At 65.8% G+C, this 14,688-nt stretch carries 9 protein-coding genes; 8 read left to right on the top strand and 1 reads right to left on the bottom strand.

Annotated elements, in window-relative coordinates:
* The first annotated feature begins 6 nt into the window (after window positions 1-6).
* The 8 genes from ACE3TA_RS21130 to ACE3TA_RS21095 all read left to right on the top strand — a co-directional run bounded on the left by ACE3TA_RS21130 (window position 7) and on the right by ACE3TA_RS21095 (window position 14,115).
* A complete protein-coding gene (locus ACE3TA_RS21130) occupies window positions 7-2,736 on the top strand; it encodes a PD-(D/E)XK nuclease family protein (RefSeq protein ID WP_374576320.1) in 2,730 nt (909 codons plus the stop codon).
* Between the two features lie 2 nt (window positions 2,737-2,738).
* Window positions 2,739-5,903 carry a UvrD-helicase domain-containing protein gene (locus ACE3TA_RS21125; protein WP_374576319.1) on the top strand — a complete coding sequence of 1,055 codons (3,165 nt, stop codon included), beginning with the start codon at window positions 2,739-2,741 and terminating at the stop codon, window positions 5,901-5,903.
* Entirely contained in the window at window positions 5,900-6,682 is a 783-nt protein-coding gene (locus ACE3TA_RS21120; protein WP_374576318.1) for a hypothetical protein, read from the top strand. The genes ACE3TA_RS21125 and ACE3TA_RS21120 overlap by 4 nt, the downstream gene beginning before the upstream one ends.
* A complete protein-coding gene (locus ACE3TA_RS21115) occupies window positions 6,679-7,392 on the top strand; it encodes an exonuclease domain-containing protein (protein ID WP_374576317.1) in 714 nt (237 codons plus the stop codon). Before ACE3TA_RS21120 ends, ACE3TA_RS21115 begins: the two co-directional genes overlap by 4 nt.
* A 157-nt stretch (window positions 7,393-7,549) precedes the next feature.
* A complete protein-coding gene (locus ACE3TA_RS21110; protein ID WP_374576316.1) occupies window positions 7,550-11,224 on the top strand; it encodes a DUF3883 domain-containing protein in 3,675 nt (1,224 codons plus the stop codon).
* A 549-nt stretch (window positions 11,225-11,773) separates the two neighbouring features.
* Window positions 11,774-12,145: a helix-turn-helix domain-containing protein gene (locus tag ACE3TA_RS21105; protein ID WP_374576315.1), complete on the top strand. Its 372-nt coding sequence runs from the start codon at window positions 11,774-11,776 to the stop codon at window positions 12,143-12,145.
* 30 nt (window positions 12,146-12,175) lie between these two features.
* Window positions 12,176-13,594 carry a VIT domain-containing protein gene (locus ACE3TA_RS21100; protein WP_374576314.1) on the top strand — a complete coding sequence of 473 codons (1,419 nt, stop codon included), beginning with the start codon at window positions 12,176-12,178 and terminating at the stop codon, window positions 13,592-13,594.
* The gene (locus ACE3TA_RS21095; RefSeq protein ID WP_374576313.1) at window positions 13,591-14,115 is read left to right on the top strand and encodes a hypothetical protein; all 525 of its coding nucleotides are present in this window, start codon (window positions 13,591-13,593) and stop codon (window positions 14,113-14,115) included. The genes ACE3TA_RS21100 and ACE3TA_RS21095 overlap by 4 nt, the downstream gene beginning before the upstream one ends.
* Window positions 14,116-14,123: 8 nt before the next feature.
* On the opposite strand, the gene ACE3TA_RS21090 is transcribed toward ACE3TA_RS21095, so the two are convergent.
* Window positions 14,124-14,654, bottom strand: a complete 531-nt coding sequence (locus ACE3TA_RS21090) for a hypothetical protein (protein WP_374576312.1) — start codon at window positions 14,652-14,654, stop codon at window positions 14,124-14,126.
* Window positions 14,655-14,688 lie beyond the last annotated feature (34 nt).

The raw sequence follows: 14,688 nt of genomic DNA, 5'->3' as shown, positions 1-14,688 counted from the left end.
CCAAGAATGGCGGCCGATGATTTTGGCGGGGAAACCAGCATGGATTTGATTATGGGACTGGCCTGCGACGGGCGCGCCTATCCGGATTTTCCCGGTGAAGGCGACGGCGCCCTGCACGCGGCCGTCGTCGGCGCCAGTGGCCTGATCGACGTTCTAGAGGTCCAGCTGGGTCTGACGGGACCTCGCGGCGCCGAAGCCGTCCGGATCGCCGCCTACGCCGCGAAGCTGCGCGCGGCTGCGTCGGCGGGCAGCGCCCCCTTCTATGCAGCCTCTTTCGCCCGTGACCCCTGGGCCAGCGCCAAAGCGCTGTTGGCCTGGCGCGATCAGCTAGTCGCCGCGGGCTGGCAGGGTCTTGCGATTGGCTCGTCCCGCCTGGACGATCTGGCGCAGGCCGAAGTCACCGGCCCTTCGCTCCCGCCGGGGACGGCGGACCGCCTGTGCGCTGTGTTGGCCGCCCTGGCGGACCGCCCACCCATCAATCTCGACCGCATCCAACTGGTCGAACCGCGAGAGATCCTGCCGCCGGCCTACGCCCGGCTCATCGACGAGCTCGAAAACTGTGGCGTCGAGATCGTCCAGGCCCCGAGATTGGATCCGGGTGATGACGCGGATCTTCATCGGGTGCGGACCTTCCTCGCCACGGGAGCGGCAGAGCCGCTGCGCGGGGACGCGAGCTTCGTGACCGTCGAGGCCGACACCGCTCTGATGGCCGCCGAGGCGCTGGCGGAGTGGCTGGCCGCCGGCTCTGAAGAGGATCTATCGGGGACCGTGGTCGTCAGCTGCGACGGCGACACCGCGCTCCTGGATCGCGCGCTCCAGGCGCGGGGCCTGCCGGCCCTCGGACAGTCCGCCGCCTCGCCCTGGCGTGGCGCGCTGCAGGTCTTGCCCTTGGCCTTCGCCGCCAGCTGGGCCCCGTTCGACGCCAAGGCTTTGCTCGATCTTCTCCTGCTGCCGCGTCCGCCCATCGGCAAAAGCGCGGCCCGCAAGCTGGCGCGGGCCCTCGCGCGAGAGCCCGGAACCGGCGGTGCCGCCTGGGATCGCGCCTGGGCGGACCTCGATGCGGATCTGGCGCAAAGGTTCGCCGATCACCCCTCGGCCGCGACCGAGATCAGCCGCCGACGGGACCGCTGGCGCGAGTGGACGACCGGCGGCCTCTACAACCGGATCGACGGCATTCCAGCGGACGCCGCCCGGCGGATAGCAGCGCGGGTGGGTCAATGGGCCATCGAGACCGACGCCGGCGCGTCCGACCCCTTGCTGCTGTCCGTCGCCGGCGCAGCCAGTGCGCTGGCCCAGGCCATCGAAGTCCTGGGCCAGGATCCCCTGCCCGCGCTCCTGGTCGAGCGGATGATCGAACAGGTGCTGGCCGAAGGCGCCCAGAATCCTGAGCACATCGCCACAGCCGGGGGCCTGCGCTGCATGAAGAACCCGGCGTCGATCTGGGGGCCGGTCGAGCGCCTGATCTGGTGGGATTTCAAGGGGCCCGGCGATCGCGTGCCGGCCACCCCGTGGAGCCAAACCGAGGTCGCGGCCCTGACGAACGCGGGCTGCACGCTGGAGGCGCCGTCCGCGGCGGCCGCCCGCCTCGGCTGGGGCTATGCCAACGCGCTGCATCATGCGCAGACGCGGGCCATGCTGTTCCGCCCGGCCCTGTCCGGCGGTGAGGAGACCGTCAGTCACCCTCTCGCCCACCAGCTCAATCCCCTGATCCAGCCGGCCGGGGAAAGGATTCGCTGGAGCGCCGAGCGACTGCTTGAAGATGCGGCCCACGACCTGGCTGGCCGGCGCCTGCCGCGAGAATTGGCCCTCATCGTGCCGCCGCCGCAAGCGCGCGCCCGTTGGAGCCTGCCGCCGTCGGCGCTCGCCAAGCTGGCCGACCGTAAGGAGAGCGCCACTAGCTTTGAGCGCTTGGCGGACTGCCAGATGCGCTGGATTCTGCTCGACGTGCTGCGGCTGTCGCGGGGCCGGTTCTCAGAAATTCCCGGCCCCGATCAGCTGCTCGGCAACCTGGCCCACGAGATCGCCAACCGCGTCTTGCAGCCCGGGCCCGTGGCGGATGCCGAGGAGGTGCTGCGGCAGGTCGATACGGTGTTCGACAGCCTGCTCAGCGCCATCGCCTCACCCTTGCAGCAGCCCGAGTTCGCCGGGGAACTGGCCGCCGCGCGGGCCCGCGTCCCCGCCGCCCTGGCCGAACTGGCGCGCCTTCTGCGCCAGAAGAACCTTGAGGTCGTGGGCACTGAGCTCGATCGCGAGGCCGCCTTCGCCGATGGACTTGCAGTGCTGGGCCGGCTGGACCTGGTGGTCCGCCACCCCGCCAAGGGAACGGGCGTTATCGATCTGAAGTGGACGCGCAGCGCCAACCGGCGACGCACCGAGCTCGCCGAGGGCCGCGCCCTCCAATTGGCGACCTACGGCGCCATCGCCGATTCAGCCGCCAGCGCTCCGGCGCCGGGCGCCTACTACCTGCTCAACCAGCGACGCCTCATCGGTCCGGCCGGCGCTTTCGTCGCCGACGAAGAGATCGACGCCGCGCGCTCGCTTGCCGACACCTGGATCGACCTTGTCGAGACCTGGCGGTCGTGGCGCGATCTGGCCGCCCAAGGCGTCGCCCTCGGGACCGGCCTGCCGGAAGCCGCCGACCACTTCCCGGCGGACCTGCGCGTCGGTCCTAACGAAGAGCCGTGCCGCTACTGCGAACTCACCAGCCTATGCCGCGTCACCCAGGAGGCGAACTGACCATGAGCGCCGCCAAGATCAACACTGTCGTGGCCTCGGCTGGGGCCGGCAAGACCACCCGCATCGTCCGCGATATCGCCGGCGAAGTTGAGACCCGCGAGCCGGAAGAAATCGTCGCCACCACCTTCACGGTGAAGGCGGCCGACGAGCTCATCGAGCGCTCGCGCGCCCATCTGTTCAAATCGGGCCGCGCCGAAAAGGCCGCGCGCCTGCTCGGCGCCCGGTTCGGCACGGTCAACTCGATCTGCGGTCAGATCGTTGGCGAGCACGCCATCGATCTTGGCCGATGCCCCCGCGCTGAGGTCATTCCGGAAGACGGCGTCTCGCGCCTCTTCGCCATCGCCGCCGATACCGCCATTGAGCGGCATGCGCCGGCGCTAAATGCCTTGGCCGACGCGATGGGCTTCTTCGAACCCAAACGCGCCGCCGACGCCGAGCGCTCGGATTGGCGCTCTACCGTGCGCCGCTTGATCGAACTGGCCAGGGCCAACGGCCTGGGCGCCCCCGGCCTAGCCCACTCCGCCGATCGCTCGGTCGAAACCTTCCTGGCCCTGCTGCCGGAACCGAGCGTCAGCGCCGAAGCGCTCGACAAGGCGCTGCATGACGCCGTCGCCGCGGCCTTGGCCGTGTTTCCGGCCGAACTGGGCAATGACGGCAAGGCGGCGCTGAAGCTGTTGCGACCGATCCATGCCGCCGCACAACGCGGTGAGCGGCTGTCTTGGCCCGACTGGGCGAGGCTCTCAAAGGTCAAATGCGCCAAGAAGGATGGCCAAGCGCTGATCGACGCCCTCGACGCGGTATCCCGCGCCGCGGCCCGCCACCCCGAACATCCACGTCTGCAAGCGGACTGCGAAGCCTTCATCCGCACGCTCTTCACCTGTGCGGCCGAGGCGCTGGACGCCTACCAGGCCTATAAGGCCGCGCGCGGCCTGATGGATTTCATCGACCAGGAGGCGCTGGCGCTGGAGGTGCTCCGGGACCCGGCCATGGCCTCGCGTCTTGGGGAGCGGATCAGCCGCGTCTTCGTCGACGAGTTTCAGGACTCCAGCCCGCTCCAGATCGCCATCTTCACGGCCATGGCTGAGCTGGTTGACGCCAGCACCTGGGTCGGCGACCCCAAGCAGGCGATCTACGGGTTCCGCAACGCCGATAGCGCCCTGACCCAGGCGGCGTTCGATGGGGTGGCCTCGACCACGACCGATCCGCAGGAGGTGCTCGCCACATCCTACCGCAGCCGCGCGGGCATCGTGTCCTTCGTCAACGCCGCCTTTGGCCCCGCCTTCACGGCCATGGGCCTGCCGGCGTCCGAACACGCCTTCACCGGCACGGCGCGCAAGGAGGAGGGCTTCGGCCACGCGCCGTTCGCGGTCTGGTGGCTCGAGGGCAAACTCGATCTGCAGTACGCCGCGCTCGCGGCCGGGATCCGTGACGCCATCGCCGACGGGGCCGAGTGGCGCGTCGACGACAAGGCCGAAGGCGGGGTCCGCGCGCTGAAGGCTGGCGACGTCGCCGTGCTCTGCCGCAGCCACGCTGACATCCTGCGGGTCGCCACCTCGCTCAGCCGCCTCGGCGTCAAGGTCGCCGTCGAACGCGACGGCCTGGCCAAGACGCCCCACGTCGAACTGGTGATGGCCGCTTTCCGTTGGGTCGCCGACCCGACCGATCGCCTGGCCCTGGCCGAGCTCGCCCGGTTCTTCAGCGACGATCCGACCTCGGATCTGTGGCTCCAAGCCGTCAGCGCCGAGGACCAGGACGCCGCGCTCCAGGCCGCCGTACCCATCTCGGCGGCCCTGGCGGACCTGCGCGAGACGGTGCTGACCCTCACGCCGGCCGATCTGGTCGACGCCTTGATCGTCCTGCCCGACGTCATCCGGCGGATCGAGACCTGGGGCGACGTCGCCGCCCGTCTCGACGATCTGGAAGCCTTGCGCGGCTTCGCGCGGGCCTATGAGGCCAGCTGCGCCAGCTCAGGCGCGCCGGCGACCCCGTCTGGCTTGGTCCTGGCCCTCGCCGCCGACGAACCAAGACGGCCTAAGAGCCTGCAGGCCGACGCGGTGAAGGTCATGACCTACCACGGCGCCAAGGGGCTCGAGTGGCCGCTGGTCGTCCTGACCGGCCTCAACCGCGAACCGAAGCCGCGTCTGTTCGAACCTGTCGCCGAGGCTGAAGGCGCCCTGGACTGGCGCGATCCCTTGGCGGGACGCTGGATCCGGTACTGGCCCTGGCCCTACGCCAGCCAGAGCAAGGACGTCGGACTGGATGAGGCCGCCCTGACCTCCCCCTTGGGCCAGGCGGCCGAGCTGCGCGCCCGGCAGGAAGAAACCCGCCTGCTCTATGTCGGCGTCACCCGCGCCCGGGACTACGCGGTCTTCGCGCCGCCCGCCAAGGGCGAGCTGAAGTGGCTGCAGGTGCTGGACGGAACAACGCCAGGCCACGTGGCCCTGCCCGCCGGCGCCAACAACATCCTGACGGCGGGGACCGAGACATTCGCCGCGCGCGTGAGCCCCCTCGTCGCGGATGACGCGCTCGTGCCGCCCGTGGTGCGACCGGCCTATGTGCGCCTGACGCGGCAGACCCGCGATCGCTTGCCTCTGCACCGGCGGCCCAGCAGCGAGGCGAGCGCCGGAGCGTTCGTCGTCGTTGAGAAGGTTCAGCTTGGGCCGCGCCTGCCCTTTGTCGGCACACCCGACATGCTGTCGCTTGGCGAGGCGGTCCATGCGATTTTCGCCGCGGATCGCGCCGACGACCCGGGTCCGGCGCGGCTGGCCAAAGCCAATCGCATCCTGGAGCGCTGGGGCGTGCATCAGGTTCAGGCTCAAGACGTGCTCGACGCGTGCGACCGGCTGCACAGGCATCTGGACAGCCTTTGGCCGACCGGACGGCTTCATCGCGAGACCCCGGTATTCGCGCGGCTCGGCGATCAGCTGGTCTCGGGCCGCATCGACCTCCTCGCGGACCACGACGCCGGCTTCGCGGTGATCGACCACAAGAGTTTCCCAGGATCGCGCGACACCTGGGAGGCGCGCGCCGTCAGTTATGGCCCGCAGCTCGGCCTCTATGCCGAGGCGATCGAAGCCGCCGTCGGCCGATCCTGCGATGGCCTATACATCCACATGCCGATTGTCGGCGCCCTGCTGCGGGTCGCCCGCCAGAGCGAGGCTGCTTGACCAAGTTCGATCCCATCGCCAGCGCGAAAACCGCCCTCCTCGACCACCTGCCCAAGGCCGCCATCCTGGCCCGCTACCAGGTCGCCGGCGGCCAGGAGCTAGTCAGCGGCAAGTTCGCCAACCCCGAGTCTTCGGCCGCTTTGGCCGCCAACGCTTTCGGCTTCTTCGCCGAGCAGCCGCAAGCCTTGAGCCTGCCGGGCCTAGTCGCGGCGGGCGATGCCCAGCGTGTCGACCTTGAGGTTGAGATGCGCTTCCCCTGGAGCGGCGGTCACCACCCCTGGCTGGATGTCGGCGTGGTGACCAAGGAGCAGCTGATCGGCATCGAGTCCAAGCGCTACGAACCTTTCCGCGACCGTAAGGCCGCCAGCTTCTCCGCGGCCTATTCCCGACCGGTTTGGGGCGAGGCGATGGGCGCCTATGAGGCGATGCGGGACAGTCTTACCGGCGGGCGCACCTTTGTCTTTCTCGACGCCGCCCAGCTGGTGAAGCATGCGTTCGGCCTGCGCACCCAGGCGCTGGCGACGGGACGACGCGCGGTCCTCTTGTATCTCTACGCGGAGCCGCCGACCTACCCGGACGGCCGCTCGGTCCCACAGTCCGCCGTTGACGGCCATCGCACCGAGCTGGCCGCCTTCACCGCCGCGGTCGACGACGCCCTGGCCGACGTCGCCTTCTGCAGCCTGTCCTATGCGGACCTGCTGGGGCATTGGTCCGGCGTGCCGGCCCTGGCCGACCACGCCGCCGCGATCGCCACCCATTTCAAGGTGGGGTCGCAATGACCCGGCTGCGTGTGATCGACCTCGAAACGACCGGGACCGAACCGCCGGCGGAGATCATCGAATTCGGCCGGGTCGATGTCGTGATCACCGATCATGGGGCGTCGGTCGAGCCGCCGCAGTCCTGGCTCTACCGACCGCTGCGGGGCATTCCACCAGAGACCATGGCCGTGCATCACATCACCGAGGCGGATTTCGGTCCGGCCACGCCGGTCTGCACGCCCGATCAACTCCATGCGGCGGTGTGGAGTGGCCCCGCGCCGGCCGCGCTGGTGGCCCATAGCTGCGCCTTCGAACGGCAGTTCGTCACCGAAGCGACCACGGGCGCCATCCCTTGGATATGCACCTACAAGGTCGCCCTACACGTTTGGCCCGACGCGCCGCGCCACTCCAACCAGGTGCTGCGCTATTGGCGCGGCCTGACCCTCGACAACGCCCTGGCCATGCCGCCGCATCGGGCCGGGCCTGACGCCTGGGTCACGGCCCACCTGCTGGCGGAGCTGGCCCGGTTCGCCAGCTTCGATCAGATGGTCGCCTGGACGCGCGAGCCTCGGCCCATGCCGGTTCTGACCTTCGGCAAGCATCGCGGCCAACCCTGGGCGCAGGTGCCCAGCGACTATCTGCAGTGGATGATCAGCCAAACCGATATGGACGCCGACATGGTCTGGCACGCGCGACAGGAATTAGCCAGACGAGCAGAGAAGACCAGGTGAGTACTTTGAACGTCGTTGCACCCGAGGAATCTCCGCCGTTCGCCAGCGCTGGTGAGTGGGACGTCTTCCTGCGTCACGAGCTGGACGCGAGCTGGGCGCCCAGCACTCGAACGTCACAAAATTTCTTAATGGTCGGCGACAGCAGCCAGCGCCGATCTTGCCCTTCCCCCTGTTCGGCCCGGCCATCGAGAATATCGGAGCGACAGGTCCCGGCCGAGAGCTGATTAGCTCTGTGCGGCAGCTGAGAGACGCGGGTTACAACACCGTCATTGCGTCCCCTTTCTTCAGCGAGAAAGCCTTTAACAAAGCCAAAGAGCAGACGGCGGAGTTTGAGCCACGTTTCCTTTTGTTTGTTCGGGCATTGGTGGAAATCGAGATACGCGTCCAAGGATTTGAGCCACGGATTTGGCGCAAGAGCCCCACTAGCGGAGACCATCTCGAACTGGAGATGGTAGAAGGTGATGCATCCACGGCCGAGTCTTGGATCTGTCGTTATGCCGGTGGAGAACTGGCGGAAGACCCGGAGCGGCCCGCTGATCAACCGAGCCGCTATGAACTCGCCGTCGCCTTGCGCACAGATGACGCCAATGAGCGGGGCGAGCTGCACTGCTATTTTCCCACTAGCGTCGCAGTACCATTTCCCGCCCTTTTCCACGCGACTCTGGAGATCACCTCCAACCGGAAGAGCCTGAAGGATCAATCAGCTCAGAATGACGAAGTCCTTGCGAAGCTTGCAGATTTCTATGCGCAGACCCTGTCTGAGCTGCGCCAGGACGGGGTTGTCGAGAACGCACTGGAATTTCTCTATCCGGACGAGACCTTCCCAGAGCCGCTGAAGCCCTTCGAAAGGGCAGTTTACGAAGCCGCGGCACAAAGGTCGATTATCGCGACGATTGGCGGGGAGCATGTTTGCGCGGATCAAACGCGTCTTGGGCCACAGGGCTATGACAAGTTCTTCCCGGAACGTCTGTTCCCTGGGTTGGCGCGCTGCAGTTCGGCGAGCGATCTCGTCGTTCTACGCGCCTTGGGCGTGGAAGCCATGGCGGCGGATGAAGCCATCGACGTCCTCCGGAAAGCTGACTTGGATCTAGAGGAACGCGCCAGCGTCATCGCCGGCATTGCTCAGCACCTTCCAGCCAAGTTTCACTTGAGATCGTTCCTGATCGATCAAAAGGATCGTCCGCTCAAGGCGAGCAACAGCTGCTTCCCTCCGCCGACGAGCGGACGGCCACCCGCGCTTCCGCGCTGGGCCCGGGGAAAATTCCTAAGCAGCCCTCTATGGGATCGTTTGAGCGCTGCTCTGCCCGGCACGCCGCGCGAGAAGATCCTTCGACTAAAATCGTTTGGCGTCGAGGAATACAATCTCGATGGCGTCGCGCGCTCATTGGTCCGGCAAGCCGAAAGGCTGATCGACCGCAGTTCTGCTGACGTTGCGACGCGCGTGCGCGGTGAGTTGTTGTCGGCGCTGGCCAGGCTCCATGACCGCGAGGGAGAGAACGCCCCGAAGTTTCCTCAACTGTCCGTCCTTGCCTGCGCGAAGGACGGAGTGTGGCGGCCTCTGAGAGATTTGCACCTTTCAGAGGGGTACGGCCTGGCGGGGCGCATCAACGAAGCCCTCTACGACGCCCGCTCCGATTTGTTGTTGGCGCCCATAACGGCGCAGGGAATTCCGGAGTTGCCAGCCAACCCTGGCGCATTCTTCGAATGGATCGGGGCCAACCGATGGCCAAAGGTCCAAGAGATCACCGAAGGCTCGGTGGAGTGGCAGATCATAGTAGGCACCCTGCCGTCTGAATTCGAGGTCTTCGACGACCGAGGCACACCTCAAGAAATCAAACGATTTGAGCTGTCGCTGGGTTATTCCGCCCGCTTTAAGGCTGAGGTTATTGTTGGCCTTGGCGACATCCTCAACTCGGCGAGCAGCGATGCCGTCGTCTCATGGCTCGCTCGAGACCCTCGCTTCGACGCGGCAACTGGCTATGCATTCCCCTGCTCCCTCGAAGCCCGCAAGAACGCCATCGCAAATTTCCGAAGCTACCGTGGTAATTTGCCAGACTTGGTGCGTCAGCAGATCCGTGACGCTAAATGGCTTGATTGTGTGGATGGCGAGAGGCGAGCGCCGGCCGAAGCCATGCGGGACCCTGGTCGTTTGGTCGGACTCTTTGTGCGACCCCGGCATGCCTCAGACGCCATCGCGGAGGCCCTTTCGCTCGATAACACGCTTTGGGCTCGAGGACTCGCAAACGCCTCTGTACCGGCGACGCTTCAAGACCTTTCAGAGGCGGAGATCTATCACCTGCTTCTGGGCCTCGAGGGCCGGGGCTTAGAACCTGACCTTGTTCGCCGGTTCTACCTGCACATCCTCGAACTGGAGGACTTCAAGGCTGATCGCGGAAGCGCCAGCGGCGAGCAATTCAGGCAAAATGGTACGATCCAGGCTCGCCGCGGCCGTAACATTGAGTGGATACCTCCAGGGTCGGCATTCTACGTCGATCGCGATGGTATCCCTGCATCCGTGCGGGAGAATCTTCCGCTGATCGATTTGCCAACCCGCCGAGGCGCCAAACAAGTCTCGGAACGGTTCGGCGTCCAACCTTTAGGCCGTCAGGATTTCTCAATCGAGATTGCAGCCCACCGCGCCGCGCCCGAGCCAGACCGATCATTGCTCGTCCATCGGTTCGCCGAGTGCAAGAAATTCGTCAGGGCGCTGCGGTCCGCAGCGTCGTCTGACACGACATCTCTGCGCCGGCTGGAGCGGCTCCAGATCGTCCCGGCGACGGAGGTCTCACTGAAAGTCAGCTTACACGAGCAGGCGTTTGGCGGATCGCTTGAGCCGTGGTCGCACCTGCTCGACGGCGACACCCTCTATGTGACGATCGAACAGGCGATGGAACCTGGAAAGCTCCTGCAATTGTCGGCGAGTGCCGTTGGCGATGGTCTAGCGGAGTTGTTCGAAATTCAGAACGGCGGTGACTTCGCCACCATGTTCGCTATGGCGGACGATCCCTCAAGACGGATCATGTTTCGGAAGTTCCTGCCTAATTTCTCGGACGAGGAGCTCGAAGCGCTGTTTGGAGAGATTGACGATCCGGGAACGCCGGCGCCCCCTCGTTTCGATCCGTCTCGCCTTGTAGTCCCGCCGGCCGCAGCAAAACAGGGTCCAACCGAGGCGGCGGACCCGGACGATCCGGCACCTTTGGCACCAGCCCAGAAAGTGAATCCGGATCTCGTAGACGCGCACGCCGTCGAACCCGAAAATTCGCCTGAGCGCGGATCACGCAAGGCAGGTCTAAGAGTGAGCCGAGGCTCCAGCGGACTAGGCCGCCCGCCGCGCGACCCGACGAAGACGGGGGACGCTGAAACTTGGGCGGCGCTATTTGAGAGACAGCAAGATCGGTATCCGCTGGAGGTTGCGCACCTTCAAGGAGAGGATGCCTTTGGCTGCGACCTGCTTTCGTTCCTCACAACAGCTGATCTGGAAGCCTTCGAGGAGACGCTGGACGAGAACTTGGTGGCTCGATTCGTGGAGGTAAAGTCCGGCGGAGTCCGGCTTACCCCCAACGAGGTCCGGGCGGCTGAGCGCTATGGCAATCGATATTGGGTCTATCGTGTGCTGTTCGACGGCGAAAGCCGCGATTCGGCAACGTTGACCGCTGTATCGAACCCACTCAGTCGGCAGTCGGCGCTGGCCACAGAGCTGACCGTGGACCTGAACGCCGTCGCCGATCGACACGTATACAAGGTGACGCGAAAGGACACGGTCGCTCCGGACGGCGATGAGGACGCAGCTCCCGATCCACTGACGTTCGCCACATCCGAGGCAGGATCGTAGCTGCCGCGCAGTGTCGCGCGGCGGGAAATGAAGGCCGCAAGGAGCCCGCGCAAAGCGCGCGGCGGGACGCGCCGTCGAGCGGCCGGCGGCGCCTGAAGGCGCCCGTCAGGGGCGGGCCCGTAGGAGCCGCGGCACGCGGCGGGACCGAGCACGCCCGCCGGCCGCTCTCCGTTCCGGGGCGCTGCGGGGTGTCCCCGCTCGAAGGGGTCGGCGGAGACGGAAGTCTCAGCCGCAGGGGAAGCCCTTCCCATAAGCGCTAACTTAACGCGCCAGCCCATTGGAGGTACGGGTAGCCGTTTGATCTGCCAGTCAGCAGGCGACAGACTCATGACATTCTACACCGGGCGCCTGAACGTGGCTAAGACTAAGACCTACCCTAAACATGTCTCCAAGAGCCTCGGATTAATGCCGACACGAAACGCCGTTCACCTCGAACGTTCGCCTCGTCAGAAGCAGGCATATGTTCATCCAGATCGACCAATTGGCGCGTTTGCCGGCAATCAGCCGGCGGATCCTTGTTTTTGACAAATTTTATGTTAAAAGGAACGAATGAAACTCGAAGAGCTTTCGGCGACTACCGGAGCGACAATCCGGCAGATCCGCTTCCTGATTTCCGAGGGGTTCGTCCCCTCGCCCGAAGGCGGGCGCACTTATGCTACATATGATGACGCACACGTCCAGGCGATCCGTCGCTTTCAGCGCTTGAAGGGCCTTGGCTTTCCCAATGCCGCGATCCGGCTTCTTCTGGATGCGCGCGAGGGCGTGCCCGTGCCGGTGATGGACGGCCTGACACTGGTGATCGCACCCGATCTGATCGGCAGGGATGCTGACCTGGATCAGATGATCGCGCGGACCGAAACTAGACTGCGCGAGGCATTTTCAGGCGATGTACCGAAGGCTCGCAAACGGGCGGCTGGCTGATCATTCGCGGGATCCGAGGGAAGCACGACGATGGATAAGCTGATCGATCCGCTGGTGCCCTTGTTCCGGCCGTCACTCGCCCCAAGACCACCCCTGCTTCTCGACAAAACCGAGATCCGACTTCGTCTGGTTCCACCAATTGCCCGTCTGATCGTCGCCCGCACATTCACCAATCGCGAAACGGTACCGATCGAGGCGGTGCTGACCATGCCGCCCGCTCTGACCGGCGAAGTGGTTCACGGCGTGGAAGTCGAGATCGGCGAGCGACGATGGACAGCACAGGCACGGCCAAGGCGCCGGGCCGAAACCGCCTATGACGGCGCGGCGGTTGACGGCAACCGCGCGATCCTGCTCGAAGACCTCAAGCGCGGATGGCGTACCTTGTCGGTGGCGGGCGTGCAGCCAGATGAGGTGGTCTCGGTGAGTTGCGAAAGCGTGATCGCGCTTGGTCCGACCGGAGCAACGGTGCGCCTCTGCCCCGGGGTTGACCCCGATCTTGCCGTTCCCGCTCTCCCGAATCACCTGACTCCGCGGCAAACCAGCGAGGCCCATCCGATCACGCTGAAGATCGAGGGCGCGAATGAGATCATCGTGCGGTCCGCGGGAACTGATCTGCCACCGGTGCAACAGATCGGCAACGCACCGATGATGCTGGAAATCGTCATCCCCGCAGGCTTCGAGGGTAAGGTGACGGACTGGTCTGCCGATGATGTGCGCTCGGAAATGGGCTTGCGCATGGCGGAGCAGATTGCGGCACTGCTTGACGGTGACGGGCCAGTCGATCGCCAGCGGGTTCGCGAGCTTGCGCTCAAGGGCAATTTGCTGACCAGCGAAACCAGCCTGGTCTTCGTAGGCGCCGAAGGGGAAGCGACCGGGGTGCTGCCGGCCATGCGCAAGCTCGCACTTGTCGATGCAGTATCCTCCGATGTGCAGGCGGTTCCGTCACAAGCACCGACAGTCGAGCCCGCTGCATCTCCGCTCGCGCCAGATGACGACTTTCCCGCCCCCGGCCGGGCTCGTGGGTTTGCCGTGCGATGGCCGACCGTGGGTTCGCGACCACCATGGCATGTCCGGCTTGGTAACTGGTGGCGCAACAGGAGACCGCGGCGGGAGGTGTCTCCCGATATACCGCACCTGGGCACGCGACTTCGCTCTGCAGCTTCGCAGGTGCTATGGAATCAGGACGGGGTGCTGGCCTTGCGGTCGGGCGATGCGACCCATTTGCCCCGAGAGGTTGCGGCAATTATCCGGGACGTCGCCACTGTCGAGAACGTGCGTCAGACCGCCTCGGCAATGAACCTCACGGCGGACCAGCTCGCCATCGCGCTGCTGGCACGAGCCGCTGTGTTGGATGGTGTCGCGCCGCCCGATCTGCTCGATCAGTTGTTCCCGGACCGGCTGCCGCTCCCCTTCGAGCGGTTGGCCCGGCAATTGGGAATGAGCGCATGAGATCTACGGTTTTAGCCGGCGCGCTGTTGCTCGCTGCGCCGAACGCCAATGCCGAGCCTCCCTCGCTCTCGCCATGGGGTGCGCGAAGCGGCGAGGAACTGGCGATAGACAGCGTCCGCGGACCCTGGGCGCGACGCTGGGTGGGACGGAGCGACGTCGGCGCGGTCATGCTCACCGTCTATCGGTCGGCGGAAGACGCCCAAAGGGTCGCGATGTTCTCGCGCGGACTGGGTGACGGGCCGGAGAATGATGACGACATGGCATTTCTCAGGGGCAATCTTCCCCGTGCATGGCAGACGCGGGTGCGAGCGATTCAGGCGACCGCTTACAATTCCGAAGCACGCGGTCTGTGTGCGATTGTCGGGGCGAGCGAGCAGACGTTCAGGCTCTGCATGGCTAGTCGGCCTGACAGTGCGGTAGTCGCGACGGTGATGACTGCGGTTGCGCACGATACGGCTATGGAAGCGGCGATGCTACTGGCGCGTTATGCGGCGCGTCATCCGATGCGCGTTGCCGGGTAACAGCGGACCTACTGTTCTTCCTTCAACCGCTTTTTGAGCAATGCGCGCGCCTCCGTCGTAAGCCCCTGATCCGCAGCGCTATTGCCGGCCGGCGACGATGCGCCTTGCATGCTCGACAGGTTGCCGGAATGCTCGACCAGATAGCGGTCAAGATTGCGATGGCCGATCGCTGATGCCGACGGATCGCCGCCGGGCAATGATCCGGTCAATCCGCCTGGATTGATCCGCCCGTCCTTCTCACGCAAAATTTCCCCGACCATCCCGTTACCCGGGATCCGGGCCGAGCCCTGGCCGAGCCCGATGACGCCGGGCTTACAGGGAATGGGCGTTGCGCGCGTGCCTCGGAGCCAGTGGATCGGCCAGTTCCACCCCGTCGCGATAAAATCTATCCATCCGAAAGCTTCACGTTCGCTCGCCTTGGCAGGATAGCAATGTCTTTCAATGGCCTGCTTTTCCGCACCGAAGAACCAGCCCAGGACTAGGAGAAGGAAAAGGACGCCGGCCAGTTTGCCACCCACATCCGAAGTTTTACTCATCATGACGTCTTCCCATCAGCAGCTAATTCACGCGTTA

It is taken from the genome of Phenylobacterium sp., assembly GCF_041916435.1.
Lineage (GTDB): Bacteria > Pseudomonadota > Alphaproteobacteria > Caulobacterales > Caulobacteraceae > Phenylobacterium.
Note: the sequence above shows the minus strand (reverse complement) of the source record. Positions and strands in the feature narration are given on the sequence as shown.